Consider the following 23,447-nt stretch of genomic DNA (forward strand, 5'->3'; position numbering starts at 1 on the left):
GGACCGCCATGCTCGTGAAGGAGATGATGCGCCGGCCGGTGACGGTGGTCTCCGCGGAGGCCACCATCGGGGAGGCCTACCAGCTGCTCCAGGACCGCGGCTTCCGCCACCTGCCGGTGGTGGACCGGGGACGCCTGGTGGGCGTCCTCACGGACCGTGACCTCCGCCTGGCCACCAGCAGCCTCTGCCAGAATCCCCGCCCCGCCGGGGATCCCGTCTCCGCCGTCATGAGCAGCCCGCCCCTGACGGCGGATCCCCTGGATCCCGTGGAGGACGCCGCGCGAATCATGAGGGAGCACAAGATCGGCTGCCTGCCCGTGGTGGACGGCGGTGAGCTGGTGGGCATCCTCACGGGCATGGACCTGCTGGACGCCCTGATGATCCTCACCGGGGTGACCAAGCCCTCCTCCCGGCTGGAAGTGGCCCTCGCGGACCGGCCCGGCGAGCTGGCGCGGCTCACGGCCTTCCTCGCGGAGCGCCACGTCAACATCCGCTCCATCCTCACCTACCCCTCGCCCGAGGCTGTCCGCACCGTGCTTCGGGTGGATTCCAACCAGATCCGCCCCCTGGCGGACGAGCTCCGGCGGGCGCAGTTCGAGGTCCTGTGGCCCATCCAGAAGCCATGGCAGCACTGATCTACCGCCCGGAGTACGCCGGGTACGACTTCGGGCCGGAGCATCCCTTCACGCCGGCGCGGCTCGCCATGCTCCTGGACCTGATCCACACCCTGGGCCACGCCACCTCGCCCATCGCGGCGCCCGCGGCCACCCGGGAGGAGATCCTCGCGGTCCACGATGAGGCCTACGTGGCCATGGTCGAGGCCCTGGACCGCGGCGAGTCCAGGCCCGAGGCGGAGCAGTTCGGGCTGGGGACGCCGGACAACCCCATCTTCCCGGGCATGGACCTCGCGGCCCGCTGGCAGGTGGGGGGCACCCTCCACGGGGCGCGGCTCCTGATGGAGGGAGCCGAGACCCGGGTGCTCCAGCTGGGTGGAGGCTTGCACCACGCCCAGAAGAACCGGGCGGCGGGGTTCTGCATGTACAACGACCTGGCCGTGGCCATCCGGGCCATGGTGCGCCACGGCTGGCGCGTGGCCTACCTCGACATCGACCTCCACCACGGCGATGGGGTCCAGAGCCTCTTCTACGACAGCGACCAGGTGCTGACCATCAGCCTGCACGAGACGGGGCACTACCTCTATCCCGGCACCGGCCACATCCAGGAGCTGGGCGCCGGCACCGCGCGGGGGCTCAGCGTCAACATCCCCCTGGAGCCCTTCACGGAATCCGAGAGCTACCTCGAGGCCTTTGACGCCGTGGTACCCCGGGCCCTGGAGTGGTTCTCGCCCCACGTCCTGGTGGTGCAGGCCGGCGCGGATGCCCACTTCGCCGATCCCCTGGGGGACCTGGCCCTGACCACCCAGACCTTCCAGGCCCTCTACCGCCGGATTCTCGACCTGGCCGCCGACCGCACCCAGGGCCGGGCGCTCTTCACCCTGGGCGGCGGCTACGAGGCCCAGGTCGTGGCCCGCGTCTGGACGATCCTCTACCTCACGCTGATGGACCTTCCCATCCCGGAACAGCTTCCCGATGCGTGGCTGGACCGCTGGCGCGAGCTGCTGGGGCCGGAAGTCGGACGGACCCTGCACGATCCCGTGCCGGCCTATCCGGAGCTCCCCGGCCGCGAGGAGCGCAACCGGCGCAACGGCGACGTGGTCGCGCGGCTGATGGACTCGCTCTTCCGCTACTGGATGTAGCGGCAGGAAACGCCGCAGGCCCCGGGGTTTTCCTTCCGGTATCCTCGAAGCATGATCGGACGCCTGCGCGGGGAACTCATCCAGAAGCTGCCGAACCTGGCCCTCGTCGAGTGCGGGGGCGTGGGCTACGCGGCAGCCATCAGCCTCTCCACCTACGGCCTGCTGCCGGAGGCGGGCGCCCAGGTGCTGCTGCACACGGAACTGCTGGTGCGCGAGAACGAAATCGCCCTGCTGGGCTTCTCCTCCACCCAGGAGCGAGAGCTCTACCGGCTGCTGGTGAAGGTGGACGGCGTGGGGCCCAAGCTGGCTCTGGCGGCCCTGGGCGCCCTCAGCCCCGAGGACCTGGTGCGGGCCATCCGGGGCCGCGACGTGAAGGCTCTCACGCGCATCCCCGGCGTGGGGAAGAAGACCGCCGAGAAGATGTGCTTCGAGCTGTCGGAGAAGCTGGGCGGCCTGTCGGGCCTGGACGGCCTGGCGGGCGGGCCCGCGGGCGACCCCTGGGAGGAGAACCTGCGCTCCGCCCTGACGAATCTTGGCTTCAAGGAGGACGTGGTGCTGCCGGTGGTGGCGGACCTCCGCGCCTCGAAGCCGCCCCTGGCGGAGGCCATCCGCCATGCTTTGAAGGCCCTGCAGCGATGAGCACGCGAATCCTCTCCACCTCCCCCCTCGTCGGTCCCGCTCTGGCCGAGCTCGGCGCCCGCTTCCCCGACCTCCGCCTGGCGGCCTTCCGCTCGCCGGAATGGAATGCCGCCCTGCCTGAGGCCGAGGCCCTGGTGGTGATGCTCTCCGAGCCCGTCACCGAGGCGGATCTCGACGCCGCGCCGAAGCTGAAGGCCATCGGGACCTACTCCGTGGGCGTGAACCACCTGCCCGTGAAGGCCTGCCAGGCCCGCGGCATCGCCGTGGTGAACACGCCTGGCGTTCTGACGGACGCCACCGCCGACATAGCCCTGGCCCTGCTCATGGCCGTGACCCGCCGCGTGGCGGAAGGCGAGGCGCTCGTGCGGTCCGGCGCGTGGAAGGGCTGGGCCCCCGACCAGCTTCTGGGCCTGGGTCTCTCGGGCAAGGGCTGCGGCATCCTCGGCAGCGGCCCCATCGGCCAGGCCTTCGCCCGCCGTGCCCAGGCCCTGGGCATGACCCCCCTCTTCTGGGACCGCGAGGGTCGGGGCGGCGAGGTGGATTTCGGCGCCGGCAAGGCCGCGCGCCTGCCTTTGACGGACCTGCTCCCGAAGAGCCTCGTGCTGTCCCTCCACTGCCCGCTGACGGACCAGACCCGCGGCATGCTGGACCGCGCCGCGCTGGAGAAGCTGCCCCAGGGCGCGGTGATCATCAACACCGCGCGCGGCGGCATCATGGATGAGAACGCCGTCATCGATCTGCTGGAATCGGGCCGCCTCGGCGGGGCGGGCCTGGACGTCTACGAAGGTGAACCGCGCCTCAATCCGCGCTGGCTGAAGGCGCCCCGCGTCGTGCTGCTGCCCCACCTCGGTTCCGCCACGGTCGAGACCCGCGGCGCCATGGCGCAGCTGCTTTGCGACGGACTCGCGGCGGCGCTGGCTCCATCGCGGTGATACCCTGGACTCCCTCACGAGGCATCCCATGGCACGCCCCTGGATCAAGCTGCTCGACCCGGACCTGACGGCCATCAAGACCGCGGCGGGAACGTCTTTTGCCGACCGCCTCAAGCTGGCTCGCGCCCTCAACGGCCGCGCCCGGCACTCGGAGGCCCAGGAGATCCTGGACCAGCTTCTGGTCGAGGACCGCTCCCACGCGGAGGCCTGGTTCGAACGCCTGCTCTGCTTCAGCGACACCGCCGAAGAGGAAGAGGGCCAGGAGCTGCTGGCCCAGCTCGAGTCCCTCCGGGATGAGCACCCCGAGTCCGGCGGGCACCTGCGCAACCTGGGCTACCTGCGCCTTCTCCTCCAGGACATCGACGGGGCTGAACTCGCCCTCCACCAGGCTCTCGCCCTCGACGGACAGGATCCCAAGGCCCTCGAGCTCGGGGGCCTGGTGCACCTGCATCGCGGTCAGGCGGCGGAAGCCAAAGCCTGGCTGCTGAAGTCCCTCAGCCTGAGGCCCACGGACCCACGCACCCTTCGCCTGCTCGCCATCGCCATGGACCAGCTCTCCGACTGGAGCGGCGCCGAGGCGCAACTGGTGGCCGCGCTCCAGACGGACGGGTCCTACTACTGGGGCTGGCACGCCCTCGGCGAGATGCTGCTGAAGCGCGGCGAGCTCGCGGAAGGCCTGCGCTGCATCCAGCGGGCCCGCAGCCTGCACGTGTGTGATCCCGCCAGCTACTTCATCCTCGCGGAGATCTTCAGCGAGCAGGGGCATCTGGAGCTCGCCCAGGGCCAGCTCCACACGCTGATGCTCCTCGCCCCCCCCGCGCCGGTGCTGGCGGAGGCCCAGGCCCTTCTGGGCGAGCTGAAGCGCGACATGGGGGACCGCGAAGGCGCCGTCTCCTACTTCAGCCTCGCCACAGAGACCGACCCGGAAGCCGCGAACCCCTGGGCCGCCCTGGGCGACATGGCCCGCGAGGAATCCCGCTGGGAGGACGCGCTCCGCTGCTACCGCGAGGCCATGATGCGGGAGCCCGATGCGGCGGATCTCCAGGTCCAGCTGGGCTACGCCCTCGTCGAGACCCGGCAGGGGCCTGCCGCCGAGCAGGCGTTCCTGAAGGCCCTGGAGACGGATCCCGGCGAGTACAGCGCCTACCTCGGCCTGTCCGAGGTCTACCGTTTCGCCAACCGCCCCGAAGACCAGATGGGCATGGTGGACCAGGCCATGGCCCTCGCCCCCGATGACTCGGATGTGTGGAACGCACGGGGCGTGGCCCTGGAAGTCGCGGGGCGCCTGACAGAGGCCACAGAGGCCTATGAGAAGGCCCTGACCCTGGAGCCCAGTCACCGCAAGGCAGCCAACAACCTCGGCTTCGTGCTGGAGAAGCGCATGGACCAGGGCGAGCCCGAGCTGCGGCATCGCGCCCTCGAAGCCTGGAAGCAGCGGCTGCTCATCTGCCGGGACGCGGGCCAGAGCATGAAGATGGCCACCGAGCATCTCACCAAGCTGGGGGTGGGCGAAGAGACCCTCCGCGAGTGGCTGCGACCCGAGTTCCTCGCCGCCGAGCTGGAAAGCTGACACACCGAAGTCACCCCAGCATTACCAGATAGTTACAAACCGACGGGGCGCGTCTGTGGAAAAGCCTGTGGATTGATCCTTCCCGGGAGGGCTAAACCCTGTTCCTGGATGGACTTCGAGGGTGTTTTAATGTCGATTTGTATCTATTCAAACCGAATTAAATCAATTCTTAAATTAAATACGCCTGAAGGATCTGTCGGACAATTCCGATCCGGGGTTTTCCACAATTTACGCTTTCTTTCGCATTGACAGGTCGATCGCCCTTGCGGGGCATGGACTGGAGGGCGAAATGGGTGTTCACCACCCATTCCGTCACACCGGTTGCTCAGACCAGGGCCTCGGCCTCCCGAAGCTGGACGCTCACCAGCCGCGAGCAGCCCGCCTCTTCCATGGTGACGCCGTAGAGCGTGTCCGCCGCCACCATGGTGGGCTTCTGGTGGGTGATGACGATGAACTGGGTGTCGACCTTCATCTTCTGGACCATGGCGGCGAAGCGGCCCACGTTCGCTTCGTCCAGCGGGGCGTCCACTTCGTCCAGCACGCAGAAGGGGCTGGGCTTGAAGTGGAAGATGGCGAAGAGAAGCGAGATGGCCGTCAGCGCCTTCTCGCCGCCGCTCAGCAGGGTCAGGGCCTTGGCGCTCTTGCCCGGGGGCTGGGCGGTGATCTCGATGCCGCACTCCAGCAGGTTCTTGGGGTCCTCCAGGCTCAGCTGGGCCTGGCCGCCGCCGAAGGCCTCCCGGAACACCTCCTGGAACCGCGTGTTCACGAAGTCGAAGGCTTCCCGGAAGCGCTCCTCGCTGGTGGCGTTGATCTCCTGGATGGTGGACTCCAGGTTCCCGATGGCCGCGGTGACGTCGGCCCGCTGCTCGTTCATGAAGGCCAGGCGAGTCTCTGCCTCCTCCAGTTCCTGGATGGCCAGGGGATTCACGCCGCCCAGATCCATGCGCCGCCCCTGGAGCTCGTTGAGCCGGGTCTGGTGCACCAGCCCGCCCTCGGCCCAGGCCTCCCGCTCGGCCTCGGTGATGCCGGCCAGGAAGGCGGGGATCTCCAGCCCCAGCGCCAGCTCGACCTCCTTGGCCAGCGCCTCCTGGCTGCCCTGCACCTGGGCCCCATGGATGAGCACTTCCTGGTGCTGGGCGCGGGCATTCTCCAGGGCCTCCTGAAGCTCGCGGGCCGCCCGCTCCTGCACCCGGAGGGTCTCCTGGTCCAGCTCGAGGTGGGGCTGCGCCTCCTGGGCCAGGGCCTGCACCTCCTCCCGGTCCCTCAGCAGCCCCTGGGATTCTGCTTCCAGCTCAGCGAGGCGCTGGACGCAGGCTTCCATGCGGCTGCCCTGCTCGGAGGCCTCCACCTCCAGGCGCTGCCGTTCCGCCTCCAGATCGAAGCGGCCCCGCTGGGCCAGCTGAAGGTGCCGCTCGTGGCCGTCCCGCTCCGCCCAGACCGCGTCCCGGGCGCGCGCAACCTCACCGCGCTGGTCCCGGCGTTCATCCAGCCGATGCCGCGCCTCGCGGACCAGATCCTCGGCCTGGCGGATGGCCTCTTCCAGGGCCGTGTCGTTGGCCTCCTCCGGGTGGGCTTCCAGGTCCCGGAGCTGGCCCTGAAGCCCTTTGATCTCGGTTTCGATCTGTTCCCACAGGGCGTCCGCGCGCTCGCTGGCCGCCCGGATCTCCGACAGCTGGTTCAGCAGCGAGGTCCGTTGCGCCTTCAGGGTGTCCGCCCGCCGCCGGAGGGCCCGCAGGTCCTCGTCGATCTCGACGGATCGCTCCCGGGCGGCTCGGCTGTCGTCGCCGCCCTTGCCCCGCCGGGTCTCCAGATCCTCGATGCGATCCAACAAGGCCTCGCGGGTGGCCTTGGCCTCCTCCTGCTCCGCCCGCAGCTTCAGGGGAGAAGCGGCGGGGGCAGACACGCCGAGCTGCACGGGACCGAAGGGCAGGCGAACGAAGGCGGGCGAGACGAAGGCCAGGTCCGGATGGGCCACCGCCAGGGCGGGCAGGTCCGCGTCGGCGCATCGGAAGGCCCGGCCCAGCAAGGCGCCAAGCGGACGGTTCGCCCCCGTCCACCTGAGGTGGTCCCGCAGGGCCTCGCAACTCTCTGGGACAGGCGGCAGGTCCCCCTTGTCTTCCAGGGCCAGCAGCAGGTGGCCCGGAGCCTCGGCGGCGCGGCCCGCCAGGGACGCCTCGACGGCCAGGACCTGGAGCCAGTTGCCCAGGAGCCGTTCCAGATCCGGCCGCAGGGCCTCGTCCACCGTGAGCAGGTCCACCAGCGTCTGAGGGCGGACGCCCTGTTCCCGCAGCCAGGCGAGTCCCTTCTGCAATTCCGCCTCGCCGAAGCTCTTGGCCAGCAGGTCAGAGATCTGGCGCAGGCGCCGTTCGGCGGCGTCCAGCTCCGCCTCGGCCCGATGGTGATCCTGGGCCAGGACGCGCTGGGCCTCCTCCAGCTGCTCGGCCCGGCGGCGCTGATCCAGCGAGGCTTCCTCGGCCTGCTCGAGCTGGGACAGCAGCCCCTCCAGCGCCCGTTCCACCTGACTCGACTCGGCCTCGAGGCTTTCCAGACGCGGCGCGCGAACGGATTCCTCGTGGTTGAGCGTGTCCAGGCGACCCTCCAGCTGGGCGATCTGTGTCTGGAGTCCCAGCCGCTCTTTCTGGCGGGCCAGGGCTTCCTTCTGGGAGTCGGCCTTCCGCTCCCGGTGGCCATGAAGCTCCGCCTCCGCGTGGCGGAGGGCGCCCTGGGCGAGGGCCACGGCCTCCTCGGCCTTGGCCAGCTCCGCCTCCTGAAGGGCGAGGCGCTCGCCGGCCTCCTTCAGCTGGGCTTCCAGCGCGGTGAAGGAATCGCCGGATTCCGCCAGCCGCGCCACCAGCATCTGGATGTGCTCTTCCAGGCGGGCCCGCTGGTCCCGCGCCTCGGTCCTCCGGTCCTCCTGGAAGCTGCGCTCCTGGTCCGCCAGTTGGAGACGCTGATCCAGGCCGAGGATGGCACTCGCCCGCTTGGCCTGGGCCTGCTGCCGCTCGTCCACGGACAAGCGCAGGGCCTCCACTTCGGAGGCCTTCTCGGAGACCTGCGCCGTGAGCTCGGCCACCCGCCGCTCGACCTCGTCCAGGTGGTCCAGGATCCGCTGCTTGGCCTCCTCCAGCTCCACAGCTTTCCCGGCCAGCAGCACCCGCTGCGTGGCCTTGATCTCCGCGTCCAGTTCCTTCGCCTTCCGGGCGCGGGCCGCCTGGCGGCGGAGCGAATCCATCTGCTTGGTCAGCTCGTAGAGGATGTCGTCCAGCCGCTGGAGGTTGCCGCGGGTCTCGTCCAGCCGCTTTTCCGCGTCGGCCCGGCGCAGCTTGTAGCGCGTGATGCCGGCGGCCTCCTCCAGCAGCAGGCGCCGGTCCTTGGGCTTGCTGCTGAGAATCAGGTCGATCTGGCCCTGCTGGATGAAGCTGTAGGCCCGGGTGCCCATGCCCGTGTCCAGCAGCAGATCCTGCACGTCCTTGAGCCGCGCCTCCCGGCCGTTGATGCGGTATTCGCTGCCGGTGTCCCGGTAGAGGCGGCGCGAGATGGTCACCTCCCGTGTGGAGCCCGGCAGGGCGGGGTCGGGCATCTCCAGGGCCAGCTTCACCTCCGCCAGGCCCGTGGGCCGGCGCTGGGCCGTGCCCGCGAAGATCACGTCGGCCATCTCCGCGCCGCGCAGCATCGAGGCCCGCTGTTCGCCCAGCACCCAGGCCAGGCTGTCGGAGATGTTCGATTTGCCGCAGCCGTTGGGCCCCACGACCGCGGTCATGCCTCCTGGGAAACTGAGCTTCTGGGCGTCTGCGAAGGACTTGAAGCCATGGAGTTCAAGGGAGATCAGGCGCACGCGGTCAGCGCTCCAGGGAAAAGGGTGGGGAACATCTGCCTCCATCATTCCATATCAGACGTGCTGTCCGTCCCTTGGGAATCCGGAGCAGGCCCGTTAGACTCGATTCCTTCCCCTGTCCTGTCAGGAGCCGTCTGTGCATCCCCTCCGTTTTCTCCTGTGCGACCCGGCCACGGACGCCCGGTCGGGAGCGCCGTGCCCGAAACGCAGGGCCGGAAACGCGGGAGCAAGGCCATGAGGTTGCCCTTCCTCCAGGCCCCTGCGGCGACCCTGGTGTGGCTGGAAGCCCATCGGATCCACGCCGGCATCCACCGGCGCGCTCTTTCGGGCGCCCCCACGGAGGATCAGCTGGCCCAGGCCCTGTCCTCCCTGCCCCAGGGCCCCACCCGCTGGGTGCTGGACGACCTCTGGACCCCATCGGTCCTGATGAGGGACCTGGCCGAGCTGCCCAAGGGCGCCGAGGCCCAGGAGGCCTTCTTCCGGTGGCGGTTCAACCAGACCCTCGCCCTGGAAGAGCCCCACTTCGTCCAGGCCCTGGAGATCGAGCCGGGCATCTGGCTGGCCTCGGGGATCCGCGAGGAATTCCGGGAGACCCTCCTCCAGCTGGGCCTCCGCCTCGACCGGACCTTGCACGGGCTCACGCCTCGCTGGCTGCACCTCTACAACCTGCTGGCCCCGTCGCTGGAGCTCCCGGGCATGCTCCTCTCCCTGAGCCCCGCCGGCCAGGGCCGCTACGCCGGCACCCTGGTGGCCTGGGGACGCACCCTCTGCCTGCTCCGCCAGTGGACGGAACCCCTGGATCCCCAGACCTGGAACGAAGAGCGCATCACCCCCAGCGCCGCCTTCCTCCAGCGAGAATCCCGGACACCGCAGAGCCTGGCGATCTGGGGCGCTCCGGCCTGGCCTGACACGGGCCTTCCCACGCGCATCCTGGATGACCGGTTCGCCTTGGTGGAGACGCCCTGATGGCCGTTCCCGTCCTCCACCTCAACCTGGCGCCCCGGCCAACCCTGTGGCGGCAGCATCATCGCGTCCTAGGCTGGGCCGCCCTGGGCCTCGGCGGCGCGTTCCTCCTTGGCTCACTGGGGCTCACCTGGCGGGTCTACCACCAGGCCAGCCGCGCGGGCCGCGACGCCGTGAGCCTGACCGAGGAGACCCGGCGGGCGGCGCGTTCCGAAGCCCAGATCCAGGCGGCCCTCCAGGGCATGGACGCCACCCGCGAGCAGGCCCGGTGGAAGCTGGCCGAACGCATCCTCCAGGAGCGGAGCCTGCCCTGGTCACGCGTCACCGCGGAACTGGAGCAGTGCATGGCCCCGGGCATGCGGCTGAAGAGCCTTCAGCGGACCCGGGGCAACGGCCAGCAGGTGGTGATGAAGCTCAAGGCCGAGGCCCAGAGCCGCGTGGCGGAGGCCGCGTTCGTGGATGCGCTCAGGACGGCTCCCGTCTTCTCCGAGGTGATCCTGGAGCGCGAATCCGAGCGGCAGGGTGGCGGCTGGGACTTCGAGCTGAGCGTCCCCGCTGCGGCCGTGCCCCCACCCTTCGAGCTTCGCCCCGTGAAGACCGGCCCCGCGGCCACCGCCCCGGCCGCCTCGCCCAAGCCGGCAGCCCCGCACAAACCGGCAGCCGCCGCGCCACGCCCGGCGCCCACGCCTGCGGCGCCGGAGGCCGCACGCCTCACGCCCCCGCCGATCGCGCCGGCCACGCCCCTGGCGCCGGGTGACAAGGCCGGAGCGCAGACTCGCCCCATGCCGGCGCCAACCGACGATGAGGAATCCCGTCCGCGCCGAGGCTCGCGCCTGTCGAGGAGGCCCCCCCGATGAACAGCCCCCTCCGCGCAAGCCGCCTTCGTATGGGGCTGGGCATCCTGGGGCTGGCCCTGGGCCTCGGCGTGGCGATCTTCCTGCTCCCGGACGCCTCCCAGCAGCGGTCCCAGAAGCTCAAGGCCAAGCAGGAGGCCGAGCGCAACCGGAACCAGCAGGTGCAGCAGCTCCAGGAACTCCAGCAACTGGCCGACCGGATCCGCCGGGGACAGGAGACCCTCGAGAACCTGGAGGCCCGCCTGCCGCGCGGTTCCGCTGGCGAGCTCCAGTGGAACCTCAGCAAGACCCTGCACGAACTGGCCAAGAAGCATGAGCTGCGCCTCCAGATGGTGAAGTACGGTCTGCCCAGCCGGGAGGGGGCTCGCGGATCGGACCTGGAGGCGGTGGATGTGGAATTCGTCGCCGTCGGCATCTACGCCAACCACAAAGCCTTCATGCTCGACCTCGAGGGGTCCGGGCTTCCCTTCGCCGTGAGGGACGGCCGCCTGGAGGAAAGCCCCGAAGGCGCCCGCATCGACATCGTGCTGCGGGCGTTCCGCAAGGCCGGCGCCTCGGATCGCGAGGAGGAGGCATGACCACCCCGGCCCGCGCCTTCGACTTCCAGGCCATGATCCAGGAGCTCCGGGCCAACCGCCGGACCCAGGCCGCCCTCGTGGCTTTCGCCCTGGTCCTCGCCTTCGCCCTCTACACCATCCTCGCCCCCGAGGCCCCGCGGACCCGGCGCGCGACGCCCGCGGGAACGGGCCCGAACCTGGACCCGCGCCAGTTGGCGGGGCTGAGGAAACTCCCGGACCTGGCCGCCCTCGACCGGGCGGGGGAACTTCCTCCCGGGGCCAAGGTGCAAAGGGATCTCTTCCTTTTCGAGGCCCCCCCGCCCCCGCCCAAGCCCGTCAAGCCGCCCCCGCCCCCGCCGCCTCCCACGCCCGAGGAGCTGGAGCGCCAGCGGCTGGCCCTGGAGAAGGCCGCGGAGTTCGCCGGCAGGCCTCAGAACCTCCGCTACCTCGGCTTCTTCAAGGGCAACCCCGCCGGCCTGGTGGGCGCCTTCATGAAGGGCGAGGAACCCGTGACCCTGGTCCAGGGAACCCTCGTCGGGGACCGCTGGAAGCTCGTCTCCATCCTCGAGACCCGGGCGGAATTCCAGAACACCAAGTATCCAGACCTGCGGATGGTCCTGGAGGCCCGTGACGCCTCCGGCGGCGCACCCGTCAATCAATTCTGATCCGAAGGATGCCACCGATGCCGCTCTCCTCCTTCGCACCCGCCCGCAAGATCATCGCCGCCGCGGCGATGCTGCTCCTGGTCCTCGGCTGCAGCCTCCACAAGGCCAACCAGGCCTATGACGAAGGCCGCTACGACGATGCCGTGGCCTCCTACCGCGAGGTGCTGCGCCGGGACCCCTCGAACACCAAGGCCCGAATCGGCATCAAGCGGGCCTCCCAGCGGGCGGCGGAAGGGCACATCGCGCTCGCCCGCCAGGCGGAGCAGCGGGGCCTGACCGACACCGTGCTGGCAGAAGTCAAGAAGGCGCTGGTGCTGGACCCCGACAACCAGATCGCCCAGGACTGGCTGATCCGGCTGGAGCAGAAGGCCGCCCAGGACAGGGCCGAGGCTGATGCCGCCGATGACCTCGAGCTTCTGAAGGCCAAGGCCGACACCGTGAACGCCGTGCAGCTGAACCCGCGATCCCTGGAAGGCCTCGATCTCAACTTCAGCCGCCGGACCAGCCTGCGCGAGATCTTCGCCACCCTCAGCCGCGCCTCGGGCGTGAACATCATCGCCCACTCGTCCTTCCAGGATCAGAACATCTCCATCGACCTGCGGGGCCTGCCCTTCCAGCGCATCCTGGACACCCTGATGCTGCAGAACGACCTGTTCTACAAGGTGATCGACAAGAACACCATCATGGTCTTCAAGTCCACCCCGCAGAACCGCGACCTGTACGAGAACCAGCTCCTCAAGACCTACTACCTGTCCAACGCCGACCCCACGGAGCTGCGCTCGACCCTCACCACGCTCAACCCCCAGCTCCGGGTGTTCACCGACAAGCGCATCAACGCCATCATCGTGAAGGCCAAGCCCCTGGAGCTGGCCGTCGTGGACCAGGTGATCCGCAGCCTGGACAAGGCCAAGGCCGAGGTCATGGTCTACATGGAGCTGATGGAAGTCACGGAGAACAGCCTGGAGCAGGTGGGCCTGCTCCCGGTGATCAACGCCTCCGACACCTCCGGAACCTTCCGCATGGGCGCCACCACGGTGAACAACACCTCGGGCATGAACACCAACTCCGGATTCACCAAGATCCACACCGCCGACATCCGCGTGCTCTTCCCGAACCTGGCCCTGGACTTCCTGAAGGGCAACGGCGACGCCCGCCTGGTGGCGAGTCCGAACGTCCGGGTGCTCTCGGGCGAGACCGGCGAGGTGAACATCGGCGAGAAGATCTCCACCACCCAGAGCCAGCTGTCCCTGCCCACCACGGGCACCACCAGCAGCGCCTCCGCCTCCTCGCTCCTGGGCGGCGTGGGCCAGACGTCGTTCTCCTACGAGGACGTGGGCGTGAAGATCAAGGTGGAGCCCCGCGTCCACCACAACGGTGAGATCACCCTCAAGATCAACAGCCTCGTCACCACGCTGAAATCCGGCTCCACGCCGGGCCGGCCGGACCTCGGGAAGCGGGAGATCATCACCTCCGCCCGACTGCGCGACGGCGAGACCGCCATCTTCGGGGGCCTGCTGAAGGACGAGGAGCAGAAGAGCCTCCAGGGCATCTGGGGCCTCGCCGACATCCCCCTCATCGGCCGCCTGACCGGGAACACCCGCAACAGCAAGGCGAAGACCGACGTGATCCTCACCATCCGGGCCGTGCTGGTGCGGAAGCCGGTGCTCACAGAGCAGGATCTCGCCGCGTTCAACCCCGATGACGCCGCGTCCAAGACGAGTCTGTTCGCCCCCAGACCCACCAAGCCCGCCCCGGCTGGAGCCGCGGCTCCTGCACCTGCCCAGCCTGCCCCCGCGCAGCCCGGTTCCACCGCCGCGCCCGCAGCGCCTGTGCCGGTCCCCCCCGCGCCTTCCACCGCGATCCAGGAGAAGAAGCCCGACGTCCCCCCGGCCGACCAGGCCGCTCCCGCCGCCTCGGACCTGGTGATCTTCATGACGCCGGTGGCCTCCGAGATCAAGGTCGGGGAGCGCGTCCAGATCGGCCTCACGGTCAGCGGCGGCAAGGGCCTCAGCTCGGGCCAGGTGGAGCTCCGCCTGCCCGCGGGCCTGAAGCTCGGCTCGGTGTCCCCTGGTGATTTCATCACCACGGAAGGCGGCAGCCTGGAACAGGTCCCGGGGAAGGACGGCACGCTCAAGCTCGTCTTCAAGCGCAACAGCCCAGAGGTGGACAGCGGGCAGCTCGCCACCCTCGAGCTGACGGGTCTCACCCCCGGGAACGCACCCGTGCTCATTCAGAGCGGCCAGTTCCTGGCGGGCACCAACCCCATCTCCGGGCGCTGGTCCAACGCCCTCGTGACGGTGCAGTGAGCCGCCAGGGGGGATTCACCCTGCTGGAGCTGGTGGTCACCGCCACCGTGCTGCTGATCCTCGCCTCTGTGACCGTTCCGCTGGCCCGCAACGGCCTCAAGCGCGAGAAGGAACTGGAATTGCACAGGGACCTCCGGGAGATGCGGCTGGCCATCGACGAGTACAAGAAGCAGGCGGACCAGCAGAAGATCAAGGCCCCGCCGGCGGAAGCCAACGGCTACCCGGAGAGCCTGGAAGTCCTGGTGGAAGGCGTCCCAGCGGCCGGCTCCCTCAGCCGCAAGGTGCGGTTCCTCCGCCGCATCCCCGTGGACCCCTTCACGGGGAAGGCGGAATGGGGCCTCCGGAACACCAACGACGACGCCAACAGCTCCAGCTGGGGCGGCGGTCACGTCTACGACGTCTACAGCCTCGCCCCGGGGACCGGCATGAACGGCATCCCGTATCGCGAGTGGTAGAGGCTCTGCCGAGAATCACTGTTGCCTCGAAGCGTGGACCGCGCTAGGCTTGGTGTTCGGCACATCCGGAACCCGCGGGCCCCGGATCGTTCTTTCAAGCGGATATGGCGGAATTGGTAGACGCGCTAGTTTCAGGTACTAGTGTTCACAAGACGTGGGGGTTCGAGTCCCTCTATCCGCACCACCATTCGACGCGCGCCCCTAAGGGGCGTGTGGAGAATAGGGCCGAACGCGACCGAAGGGCGCGTTGCGGTCCGCAGGCGGCGCGAAAGCGACGCCAAGGACGGCGGCCAGCGGCCGCCGCCACGATGAAGCCCAATCCACCTGGGCCTTCGTTTTGACAAAGGCATCTGGCCTCCTCCAGATTCGACCCACCTTCGGTACGGGACTGAAGGTTTCGCCGCAGGCGATATCGTCAACGTGCAGCGTTGACGCCAGGGTGACGGGCGATCCCCCGAAAAGGAGCCGACATGGCCCTGAACGTGGAACAGAAGAAGATCATCATCGACGACTACAAGCAGCACGAGTCGGACACCGGTTCGCCCGAAGTGCAGGTTGCGATCCTGACCAAGCGGATCAACGATCTGACCGAGCACTTCAAGACCCACACCAAGGACTACCACAGCCGCCGCGGCCTCATGATCATGGTCGGCCAGCGCCGCCGCCTGCTCGACTACCTCAAGAAGAAGAGCAAAGAGCGCTACGCCACGCTGATCGACCGCCTCGGCCTCCGTCGGTAGGAAGCCATCCTTTCCCAAAACGCCCGCGCAAGCGGGCGTTTTGCTATGTTCAGAGGATGGACCTGAAGCCCCTGCCCCGGCCCGAGCACCCGGATCCCTACACGGTCACCGGCCGCCGCTTCGTCTATGACTCGCCCTGGATCCGGATCCGCGAGGACCGCTTCCGCCACCGCCGGGGCGCCGAGGGGCGCTACGCCGTCTGCGGGTTCCATCGCACTGCTTGCGGCGTGCTGGCCCTGGACGATCAGGACCGCGTGGTGCTCGTGGGCCAGTGGCGCTATCCGCTGGAGGCCTATTCCTGGGAGATCCCCGAGGGCGGCGGCGACATCTCCGAGAGCCCCTTCGAGGCCATGCGACGCGAACTGGCGGAGGAGGCCGGGCTCGCGGCCCAGGTGTGGGAACCCCTGGCCTTCTTCCACACCAGCAATTCCTCTACGGAGGAGGAGGCCTTCCTCTTCCTGGCCACGGGTCTCAGTCCTGTGGAGGGCCACCACCCCGAGGACGACGAAGAGCTGATGCTCCACCGCGAGCCCTTCCAGGACTGCCTCCTGCGCGTGCTGGCCGGCGAGATCACGGACAGCCTCACGGTGGTGGCGCTGCTGGCCCTGCAGGGACGGCGAACCGGCGTGGCCGCGGCCCTGGATCCCGCGCTGGCGGAGCGCTTCTTCCAGCGGCCCCAGGAGCATCCCTCGGCCGGTCGCGCCCGCTGGCGGGAGCTGGACACGCCATGATCCTCACCCTGCACCCCGAGACGCCCCAGGTGCGCCATCTCGAGCGCATCGCGGAGCTGCTGAGGAAGGACGGTGTCATCGCGTACCCCACGGACACGCTGTTCGGGCTGGGCTGCCTGGTGTCCCACAAGAAGGCCGTGGACCGGATCCACCAGCTCAAGGGCCGCGACCCGAAGAAGCCCATGTCGATCATGTGCTCGGACATGGAGATGCTCTGCCGCTACGCCCGTCACCTGGACACGCCCACCTTCCGCATTCTCAAGCAGCTGCTGCCCGGGCCCTACACCGTGCTCCTGCCCGCCAGCCGCGAAGTGCCGCGCTACCTCCAGAACAAGCAGGTGGTGGGGCTCCGCATCCCGGACCAACCCTTCTGCCAGGCGCTGGTGGCGATGCTCGGCGAGCCCATCATCACCACCAGCGTCGCGCTGCCGGACCAGCCCATCCTGAACACGGCCTGGGAGATCGAGGAGGAGCTGGGTCACGCCCTGGACATGGTGGTGGACTGCGGCCAGCCCATGGGCATCCCCAGCACCATCCTGGACCTCAGCGGCGAGGAGCCCGTCCTCCTGCGCGAAGGCGCGGGGGCCTGGCCTATCTAGGCGATCCGGCCTTCTCCTCCGCCTTCTTGCGCAGGGCCTGATATTCCTCGTCGCTGAGGAGGCCGTCGCGCCGGAGGCCCTCGATGCGGCTGAGGGCGTCCTGCAAGTCGAAGGCGGGGTTTGCGGCTGGTACAGGCTTGGCGGCGGCGGGTGCCGGCAGGGCGGGAGGGGCGGGTGCGGGAGCGGACCCCTGAACGCGTTTGGCCCCTTCCTTCGGCGCCGCGGGGACGGCGAGCAACCGGCCCAGATCCTCGCTCCAGAGCTCGAAGCGGCCCGGGATGTAATCGGGGGCTCCGCTTTCGAGCGTGTCGTGGAAGGCGCCCAGCAGCTCGCCCGTCTTCCCGTCCACGAGCTTGAGGTCGAAGGACAGGGCGACCCGGCCCGCGGCCATGTAGTCATCCGCCTGGCCGATGGCGTCCACGATCCGCCCCACCAGGTGGACGTCGCCGCTGGCAGTCGAGACGGTCACGCTTCCCTTCAGGCCCCGGCGGAGGCCGCGGTCCAGGGCTGCGGGAAGGGCTCCTTCGACGCGGGTCAGGAAGGTCTGGTCCTTGAGGTCCCGCTTGCCCAGAACCCATGCAGGCGCCTCCCAGGATCCCAGCTGGACCGCCCTGCCCCGCAAGTCGAGGCCGGGCTTCAGCCACTGGAAGCCCAGGGCTTTCGACGGCTGGAACGCGGCTCCTGGGCCGAACCAGGCGGGATCGAGCCGCCCCGCGTCCAGACCCCCGGCCTGGGCCGAGAGAAGGGCGGGGACCAGCAACAGCAGGGCGGCGGACGGTCGCATCAGCACTCCGGCAGGTTCACCGTGAAGTCTAGCGGCATTTCGAGCACGTTCACGGCGAGGCCGCCCCGGGCGGTCTCCTTGTACTTGCTCTTCATGTCGGCGCCGGTGTCGCGCATGGTCTTGATGACCTTGTCCAGGCTCACGAAGTGGTGGCCGTCGCCATGCAGGGACATGCGGGCGGCGTTGATGGCCTTCACGCTGGCCATGGCGTTGCGCTCGATGCAGGGCACCTGCACCAGGCCGCCGATGGGATCGCAGGTGAGGCCCAGGTTGTGCTCCATGCCGATCTCCGCGGCGTTCTCCACCTGGTCCGGCGTGCCGCCCATCACCTCGGCCAGGGCCCCGGCGGCCATGGAGCAGGCCACGCCCACCTCGCCCTGGCAGCCCACCTCGGCGCCGCTGATGGAGGCGTTCTCCTTGTAGAGGGCACCGATGGCCCCGGCCGTCAGGAGGAACCGCGCCACCCCCTCGTCCGTGGCCCCGGGCACGAAGCGCCGGTAGTAGTGCAGGACGGCGGGAATGATGCCCGCGGCGCCGTTGGTCGGGGCCGTCACCACGCGGCCCCCGGCCGCGTTCTCCTCGTTCACCGCCAGGGCGTAGAGGCTCACGAAATCCAGGGCCGTGAGGGGATCCTTGAGGCCCGCCTCCGGGGATTCGGTCAGGCGGCGGTAAAGCGCCGGGGCGCGGCGGGGCACCTTCAATCCGCCGGGCAGCAATCCCTCGGTGGCGCAGCCCCGCCGCACGCAGGCCTGCATGACCGACCAGAGCTTCTGGAGGCCCGACCGGATGGCCGCCTCGGAGCGCCAGGTCCGCTCGTTCGCCAGCATGACCTGGCTGACGGGCAGGCCCTGCGTTCGGCAGTGTTCCAACAAGCCCTTGGACGTGTGGAAGGGGAAAGGTGGCTCCGGGCCGGTGGCCACCTGCGCCGGGACGCCTTCCTCCACCACGAATCCTCCGCCCACGGAGTAGTAGACCTGGGTGCGGAGCGTCCTGCCGGCCGAATCCAGGGCCGTGAAGCGCATGCCGTTCGGATGGAAGGGCAGGCTCTTGTGGAGCAGGTGCAGATGCTCCGCCTCGCGGAACGGGACGTCGCGCTTCCCGAGGAGGGCCAGCCGCCCGGAATCGCGGACCCTCGCCACCAGGCCCTCTGCGGCCTCCACATCCACGCCTTCCGGCGTCTCTCCCAGCAGGCCGAGAATCACCGCCTTGTCACTGCCGTGGCCCCTCCCCGTGGCGCCCAGGCTGCCGAACAGCTCCACCTTCACCGCCCCCGTGGCGTCCAGCAGGCCCGCGGCCTCCAGCCCGAGGATGAAGCCGCGGGCCGCCCGCATGGGCCCCACCGTGTGCGAGGAGCTGGGCCCGATGCCGATGCGGAAGAGGTCGAAGACGGACAACACCATGCCTCATTGTCCCGCGACCGGCAATCAATCGATGCGGTAATGGCAGCCGCGGCTTTCGGGGTTCTGGAGGGCGGCGTTGAGGATCAGGCGGGCGCAGAGGATGCCGCTGCGCAGCTCCAGCAGCTCCCGGCTGAGGAGTGTCTGGTGGTAGAAGCGCTCGATGCGATGGGCCAGGTAGTGCAGGTCCGACCGCGCCCGCTCCAGGCGGGCGCTGCTGCGGACGATGCCCGCGTAGTTCCACAGCGTGCTGCGGATGAGGCGCCAGTCCTGGTCGATGAGGAGGGGGTCGGTCTCCTCAGGTTCCTCCGGCATGCGCCAGCCGGCCAGCTCGCCGGGATCCGGATCCACGGTCTCCCGCAGCTCCCGCACGGCCGTATCGGCGCTGTGGAAGCCCCACACCAGGCCCTCCAGCAGGCTGGTGGAGGCCAGGCGGTTGGCGCCATGGAGCCCCGTGCAGGCCACCTCTCCGGCGGCGAAGAGGCCCGGCAGGCTGGTGCGGCCCTCCAGGTCCACCAGCACGCCGCCGCAGAAATAGTGGGCCGCGGGCACCACGGGAATGGGGTGGCGATGAGGGTTGATGTCCTCAGCCCGGCAGGCCGCCATGATCGTGGGGAAGTGCTCGTCCAGGTCCAGCTTCGCCGCCACCGGGGCCAGGTCGAGGTAGGCGCAGGGTTCCCCGCTGACCGCCATCTCCTGGAAGATCGCCCGGCTCACCACATCGCGAGGCGCCAGTTCCATCTGATCCGGCGCGTACTTGGACATGAACCGCTCGCCCTTGCGGTTGAGCAGCTGCGCCCCCTCGCCCCGGAGGGCCTCGGTCAGCAGCGTCCGCGGCTTGCCGGGGACGTAGAGGGTGGTGGGATGGAACTGGAGGTACTCGCAGTTCACGATGCGCGCGCTGGCCCGATAGGCGGCCGCCAGGCCGTCTCCCGTGGCGCCCGGCGGGTTCGTGGTGTGCAGGTAGAGGTAGCCGAGGCCGCCCGTGGCCAGGACCGTGCGGCGGGCCAGGAGGCCTTCGACCCCGCCCGTGGTGGGGTCGAAGAGGTAGGCGCCGTGGACGCGGATGGGCTCGTAGACTTGCACCGGACTGACGCAGTGGTGGGGGCTGGTGATGAGGTCCACCAGACAGAGCCCCTCCCGCAGGCGGATGTTCGGGTGCTTCCGGACGGCCTCGCTGAGCGCCGTCTGGATGGCCAGCCCGGTGGCGTCCTTGGCGTGGTAGATGCGCCGGGCGCTGTGGGCTGCCTCGGCCGTGGGATCGGGAGTCCCGCCGATCCCGAGGTCGAAGGGCACGCCCAGCCGCTCCCAGAGGAAGCTCCGGCAGAGTTTCGGACCCTCCTCGGCCAGCTGGCGCACGGCCTCGGGCCGGCAGAGGCCCGCGCCCGCGGCCTCGATATCCGCGGCCAGCAGGTCCGCGGAGTCGCCTTCCTCCGGCGGCGGCTGGCCGATGATGCCGCCCTGGGCCCAGGCGGTGTTGCTGCCGCCCAGCTCGTCCTTGGCCACCAGCACCACGGAGATGCCCTGATCCGCCGCGCGCAGGGCCGCGGAACAGCCCGCGATTCCCGCGCCCAGCACCAGCAGATCGACCCCATCCTTCATGCCAGCTCCCAGGTAGGGCGATCCAGGGCCCACAAGGCCGACAAGTCCCCGCCATCCTTCATGCGCCTCCCATGGTCCAGCCGCCGCATCGTCAGGTCCAGCGCAACCTCGGACCGCACCTCTCCCCACGGTGTGGGAACGCGCCCCCCGCAGGCCTCCAGGCGGCCGACGGCCTCCTCCCACAGGGCCACCATGCCCGGCAGGTTGTGCTGCTGGAGGTGGTGGTACCCGCCCGTCAGCAGGATGAGCCCCTGGAGCTGGCCCTTCAGGTCGCCCTCCGCCGCGTCCCACAGCGGTTCCAGGGCGTCGTGGCACTCATGGTAGAGGCCATGGTTGAAAAGGGACACGCCGCAGGCCAGCGGGTACCGGGCCCCCAGAGGCAATGGCGTCAGGGCGGCCAGCTGCCAGCCGCAGCGCAGGCTCACCAGCGGACCCCAGGCGCCCCAGGCGGCGGTCGGACGCCAGCCACTGGGCCCGGCTTCTGCTGTGTCCGGCCAGGTCGCCAGGTGAGCCTGCCAGGCGCCCACTGGGTCGTGATGGCCCAGGGCGCTCAGCATGCGGGCGGCATGAGGCAGCAGCTCGGCCTCGGGGAGCCCGTCGGGATGAGCCTTCCGCAGGCCCGGCGCACCGAGGATCGTGGGCCAGACCAGCACCTGGCGGGCCTCCGGGTCGCCCAGGGCCGCCTCCATGCGGGCCTGGAAGAAGCGCTGGATCGCCAGGGGAAGCTGGGGCTGACGCTGCCAGAAGGGGGTGCGGTTGCAATCGTCGCTCATGGTTCCACCAGAAGCCGGAGGGCCAGCCCGCCCCGGTCGTTCTCATCCACTCCGGCCCACTGGCACCCGGGGATGCGTCCCCTCAGCACCTTCCGGGGATCGCCCTGCTGGTGCACCAGGAGCCACCGCGCCACCAGTCCCCGGTACTTCTTCGAGAAATGGCTGACGGCCTTTCCCCGGGCATCGAGAATCTCCACCGTGTGCCGCGGGCGGGTCCAGCCCTTGAGCAGGTCGGCCGAATCGCCCGGGAGCAGCTCCCACACGGAGCCGTCGGGTAGCGCCTCCAACAGCGCCGGGAGCGTTTTCCGCCAGTGGGCCTTCAACCCGGGGATGCCCACCATCTTGAGCTTGTACGGCGGCACGGGTTCGTCACCACGCACCAGGCCCCGGAGGTTGGACAGGATGAACACCTGCCGCCAAGCCTCCGGCGGCAGCGAGCCCGCGTCCAGGGCCTGGAAGGCCACACCGGTGTACCGGGACAGGGCGGGCAGCAAGGGCACGGGCCGGGCCAGCGCCAGCGCTTCCGTCCGGGCCTTGTCCAAGGCCAGATCCTTCACGTCGAAGGCCTTCTTCACGGCCTCCGGCGATCCGGTCCGGGCGAGGGTCACCAATCGCTCCCGCACCCAGCGCTGGGCGGACGTTTCCGGCAGCTTGCCGCGGACTCCGCCAGAAGCCTTGTCCTCGGAAGGCGCGAGGAGGATGAGCGGCGCAGGGGTCATCGCTCCGCCACCCAGGCCTCGAGGGTGGTCAGGCGGAATCCCGCGAACAGATCGCGGAGGTGCGTCCCGTGCCCCTTCAGGCCCGCGCTATGGGCGAATCGGTGGCCGAAGGGAGCTCCCGGCAGCTCCGGCTGCCCCTCGTCCAGCTCCCATGGGTGCAGGGTCAGCGGGGTGCCGGCGTCCTCCGAGGCCAGGGCCTCGAGCGCCCGGCGGACCAGGCTGAAGGGCAGCACCCTGAGGCCCCAACCCCAGAGGGGCGAACGTGGCGGGCCGGACCAGAGGACAGGCGGCGGCAACTCCCAGAGACCCTCCGTCAGCAGATGGGGCCGCCGGGGCCAGCCGGGATCACCGATGACGGCGAGGGGCGCACGGCTGGAGTCGTAGCGGAAGCCCAGCTCCGGCAGGTCCCGCCACCAGCCCGCGGCAGGGCCGCGAAGGCTCCATTCCGGGGCTCGATAGCCCACCACGGGCTGCCCAGTGAGATCCTCGAGCAGGGCCTTGCCGTCGCGCACCGAGGCGCGCCACTCCGCCCGATCCATCTCGAAAGCCCGGCGATGCGCGAGCCCATGCAGGCCGACCGCGTGGCCTTCCGCCGCGATGCGCCGCAGCAGCGCCGGGTGCCGGCGGGCCTGGTCACCCAGGCAGAACCAGGTGGCCTTGGCGCCCAGATCCGCGCAGAGGACCAGCGACAGCTCCGTGGCCCGCGGCAGGCGGCACTCGAAGCGGTCCAGGGCCTCGGGCTGGTCGTAGGGCGGGCAGCAGAGCTGGAACCAGTCCTCCCAGTCGAGGGAGAGAGGAAGCCGGGGCTCGATCAGGTGAAGTTCCGCTCGGAAAGGCTGATGAACTCGAGGGAGAAGTCATCCAGTTCGGTCTGGAACTGCTTCAGCTGGCCCTGGAAGAAGTTGTAGGCCATGAGCGCCGGGATGGCCGCCACCAGACCGATGGCCGTGGCCACCAGGGCCTCGGAGATGCCGGGAGCCACGGTGGCCAGATTCGCGTTCCCCGTGGCGCCGATGCCGCGGAAGGCGTCGATGATGCCCCACACGGTGCCGAAGAGGCCGATGAAGGGGCTCACCGCGGCCACGGTGGCCAGGCCGCCCAGGGACCGCTCCAGCCGTCCCATCTCCACCACGCTGGCCCGCTGGAGGCTACGCTCCACGGCCTCCATGCTGCGGAGCTGGGGACGTCCGTCCGGACCCACCTGGCGGAGCTGGTAGGTGACTTCGCCGTAGCCCGCCACGAAGAGGCCCACGAGGGGGCTCATGGCGAACCGCTCCACCTGCTGTTTCAGGTCGCGCCAGTCCGTGGCCCGCTTGAAGGCGCCTCGGAAACGCTCGGACACCTCACGGCTGCGGCGGTAGAGCAGCGCCTTCCGGATGATCACAACCCAGCTCAGGAGTGAGAAGCTGAAGAGGATCGCCAGCACCGACTTGGAGACGGGACCCGCATGGAGCATCACCTCCAGCAGGTTGACCTCATTGCCCGTGGGTGCCGCCAGGATCGCCATGCTGCTGCCTCCGTCCCGAAATGATAGCAAGCGGGGATGCGGCTACACTGGATGCTTTGCGCG

At 69.8% G+C, this 23,447-nt stretch carries 22 protein-coding genes and 1 tRNA gene; 15 read left to right on the forward strand and 8 right to left on the reverse strand.

Annotated features, from left to right (window positions below; all coding sequences use genetic code 11):
* The first annotated feature begins 8 nt into the window (after nt 1-8).
* From MLJ35_RS07205 to MLJ35_RS07225, 5 genes are read left to right on the forward strand one after another with little or no spacing between them, the layout of a single operon-like run.
* Nucleotides 9-635 (forward strand): CBS and ACT domain-containing protein, encoded by a 627-nt coding sequence (locus MLJ35_RS07205; protein ID WP_243383758.1) that lies wholly within the window; start codon nt 9-11, stop codon nt 633-635.
* On the forward strand, nt 623-1,756 hold the full coding sequence (locus MLJ35_RS07210) for an acetoin utilization protein AcuC (protein ID WP_243383759.1): 1,134 nt from the start codon (nt 623-625) through the stop codon (nt 1,754-1,756). Before MLJ35_RS07205 ends, MLJ35_RS07210 begins: the two co-directional genes overlap by 13 nt.
* Nucleotides 1,757-1,807: 51 nt before the next feature.
* Nucleotides 1,808-2,395: a Holliday junction branch migration protein RuvA gene (gene ruvA / locus MLJ35_RS07215; RefSeq protein ID WP_243383760.1), complete on the forward strand. Its 588-nt coding sequence runs from the start codon at nt 1,808-1,810 to the stop codon at nt 2,393-2,395.
* Entirely contained in the window at nt 2,392-3,327 is a 936-nt protein-coding gene (locus MLJ35_RS07220) for a 2-hydroxyacid dehydrogenase (protein WP_243383761.1), read from the forward strand. The genes ruvA and MLJ35_RS07220 overlap by 4 nt, the downstream gene beginning before the upstream one ends.
* Nucleotides 3,328-3,355: 28 nt before the next feature.
* Nucleotides 3,356-4,897 (forward strand): tetratricopeptide repeat protein, encoded by a 1,542-nt coding sequence (locus MLJ35_RS07225; RefSeq protein ID WP_243383762.1) that lies wholly within the window; start codon nt 3,356-3,358, stop codon nt 4,895-4,897.
* A gap of 325 nt (nt 4,898-5,222) precedes the next feature.
* On the opposite strand, the gene smc is transcribed toward MLJ35_RS07225, so the two are convergent.
* Nucleotides 5,223-8,780, reverse strand: a complete 3,558-nt coding sequence (smc, locus tag MLJ35_RS07230) for a chromosome segregation protein SMC (RefSeq protein WP_338028444.1) — start codon at nt 8,778-8,780, stop codon at nt 5,223-5,225.
* 186 nt (nt 8,781-8,966) lie between these two features.
* Between smc and MLJ35_RS07235 the strand changes: the two genes are divergently transcribed.
* The 10 genes from MLJ35_RS07235 (at nt 8,967) to MLJ35_RS07280 (ending at nt 16,602) form a co-directional block, all read left to right on the forward strand.
* Nucleotides 8,967-9,698, forward strand: coding sequence for a hypothetical protein (locus MLJ35_RS07235; protein ID WP_243383763.1), 732 nt, complete (start codon nt 8,967-8,969; stop codon nt 9,696-9,698).
* Entirely contained in the window at nt 9,698-10,552 is an 855-nt protein-coding gene (locus MLJ35_RS07240) for a hypothetical protein (protein WP_243383764.1), read from the forward strand. Before MLJ35_RS07235 ends, MLJ35_RS07240 begins: the two co-directional genes overlap by 1 nt.
* Nucleotides 10,549-11,127 (forward strand): hypothetical protein, encoded by a 579-nt coding sequence (locus MLJ35_RS07245; RefSeq protein ID WP_243322093.1) that lies wholly within the window; start codon nt 10,549-10,551, stop codon nt 11,125-11,127. Before MLJ35_RS07240 ends, MLJ35_RS07245 begins: the two co-directional genes overlap by 4 nt.
* The gene (locus MLJ35_RS07250; RefSeq protein WP_243383765.1) at nt 11,124-11,771 is read left to right on the forward strand and encodes a hypothetical protein; all 648 of its coding nucleotides are present in this window, start codon (nt 11,124-11,126) and stop codon (nt 11,769-11,771) included. The genes MLJ35_RS07245 and MLJ35_RS07250 overlap by 4 nt, the downstream gene beginning before the upstream one ends.
* A 17-nt stretch (nt 11,772-11,788) precedes the next feature.
* The gene (locus MLJ35_RS07255) at nt 11,789-14,077 is read left to right on the forward strand and encodes a secretin N-terminal domain-containing protein (RefSeq protein WP_243383766.1); all 2,289 of its coding nucleotides are present in this window, start codon (nt 11,789-11,791) and stop codon (nt 14,075-14,077) included.
* Nucleotides 14,074-14,532: a type II secretion system protein gene (locus tag MLJ35_RS07260; protein ID WP_243322100.1), complete on the forward strand. Its 459-nt coding sequence runs from the start codon at nt 14,074-14,076 to the stop codon at nt 14,530-14,532. The genes MLJ35_RS07255 and MLJ35_RS07260 overlap by 4 nt, the downstream gene beginning before the upstream one ends.
* Before the next feature lie 98 nt (nt 14,533-14,630).
* Nucleotides 14,631-14,716 (forward strand) — tRNA-Leu (locus MLJ35_RS07265).
* 286 nt (nt 14,717-15,002) lie between these two features.
* The gene (rpsO, locus tag MLJ35_RS07270) at nt 15,003-15,272 is read left to right on the forward strand and encodes a 30S ribosomal protein S15 (protein ID WP_243285910.1); all 270 of its coding nucleotides are present in this window, start codon (nt 15,003-15,005) and stop codon (nt 15,270-15,272) included.
* A gap of 56 nt (nt 15,273-15,328) precedes the next feature.
* Nucleotides 15,329-16,003, forward strand: a complete 675-nt coding sequence (locus tag MLJ35_RS07275; RefSeq protein WP_243383767.1) for an NUDIX domain-containing protein — start codon at nt 15,329-15,331, stop codon at nt 16,001-16,003.
* Complete coding sequence (locus tag MLJ35_RS07280) at nt 16,000-16,602, forward strand: L-threonylcarbamoyladenylate synthase (RefSeq protein ID WP_243383768.1); 603 nt, start codon at nt 16,000-16,002, stop codon at nt 16,600-16,602. The genes MLJ35_RS07275 and MLJ35_RS07280 overlap by 4 nt, the downstream gene beginning before the upstream one ends.
* On the opposite strand, the gene MLJ35_RS07285 is transcribed toward MLJ35_RS07280, so the two are convergent.
* The 7 genes from MLJ35_RS07285 to MLJ35_RS07315 are packed head-to-tail and all read right to left on the reverse strand — an operon-like array spanning nt 16,595 to nt 23,384.
* Nucleotides 16,595-17,386 (reverse strand): hypothetical protein, encoded by a 792-nt coding sequence (locus tag MLJ35_RS07285; RefSeq protein WP_243383769.1) that lies wholly within the window; start codon nt 17,384-17,386, stop codon nt 16,595-16,597. The genes MLJ35_RS07280 and MLJ35_RS07285 overlap by 8 nt on opposite strands.
* Complete coding sequence (locus tag MLJ35_RS07290) at nt 17,386-18,786, reverse strand: L-serine ammonia-lyase (protein ID WP_243383770.1); 1,401 nt, start codon at nt 18,784-18,786, stop codon at nt 17,386-17,388. The genes MLJ35_RS07285 and MLJ35_RS07290 overlap by 1 nt, the downstream gene beginning before the upstream one ends.
* 24 nt (nt 18,787-18,810) lie before the next feature.
* Nucleotides 18,811-20,385, reverse strand: a complete 1,575-nt coding sequence (gene nadB, locus MLJ35_RS07295; protein WP_243383771.1) for an L-aspartate oxidase — start codon at nt 20,383-20,385, stop codon at nt 18,811-18,813.
* Complete coding sequence (locus MLJ35_RS07300; protein ID WP_243383772.1) at nt 20,382-21,158, reverse strand: DUF309 domain-containing protein; 777 nt, start codon at nt 21,156-21,158, stop codon at nt 20,382-20,384. Before MLJ35_RS07300 ends, nadB begins: the two co-directional genes overlap by 4 nt.
* Nucleotides 21,155-21,877 carry a peroxide stress protein YaaA gene (gene yaaA / locus MLJ35_RS07305; RefSeq protein ID WP_243383773.1) on the reverse strand — a complete coding sequence of 241 codons (723 nt, stop codon included), beginning with the start codon at nt 21,875-21,877 and terminating at the stop codon, nt 21,155-21,157. The genes MLJ35_RS07300 and yaaA overlap by 4 nt, the downstream gene beginning before the upstream one ends.
* Nucleotides 21,874-22,692 carry a DUF3473 domain-containing protein gene (locus MLJ35_RS07310; protein ID WP_338028448.1) on the reverse strand — a complete coding sequence of 273 codons (819 nt, stop codon included), beginning with the start codon at nt 22,690-22,692 and terminating at the stop codon, nt 21,874-21,876. The genes yaaA and MLJ35_RS07310 overlap by 4 nt, the downstream gene beginning before the upstream one ends.
* Nucleotides 22,689-23,384: a MotA/TolQ/ExbB proton channel family protein gene (locus MLJ35_RS07315; RefSeq protein ID WP_243383774.1), complete on the reverse strand. Its 696-nt coding sequence runs from the start codon at nt 23,382-23,384 to the stop codon at nt 22,689-22,691. The genes MLJ35_RS07310 and MLJ35_RS07315 overlap by 4 nt, the downstream gene beginning before the upstream one ends.
* Between the last annotated feature and the right edge of the window lie 63 nt (nt 23,385-23,447).

Source organism: Geothrix alkalitolerans (assembly GCF_022808885.1).
GTDB lineage: Bacteria > Acidobacteriota > Holophagae > Holophagales > Holophagaceae > Geothrix > Geothrix alkalitolerans.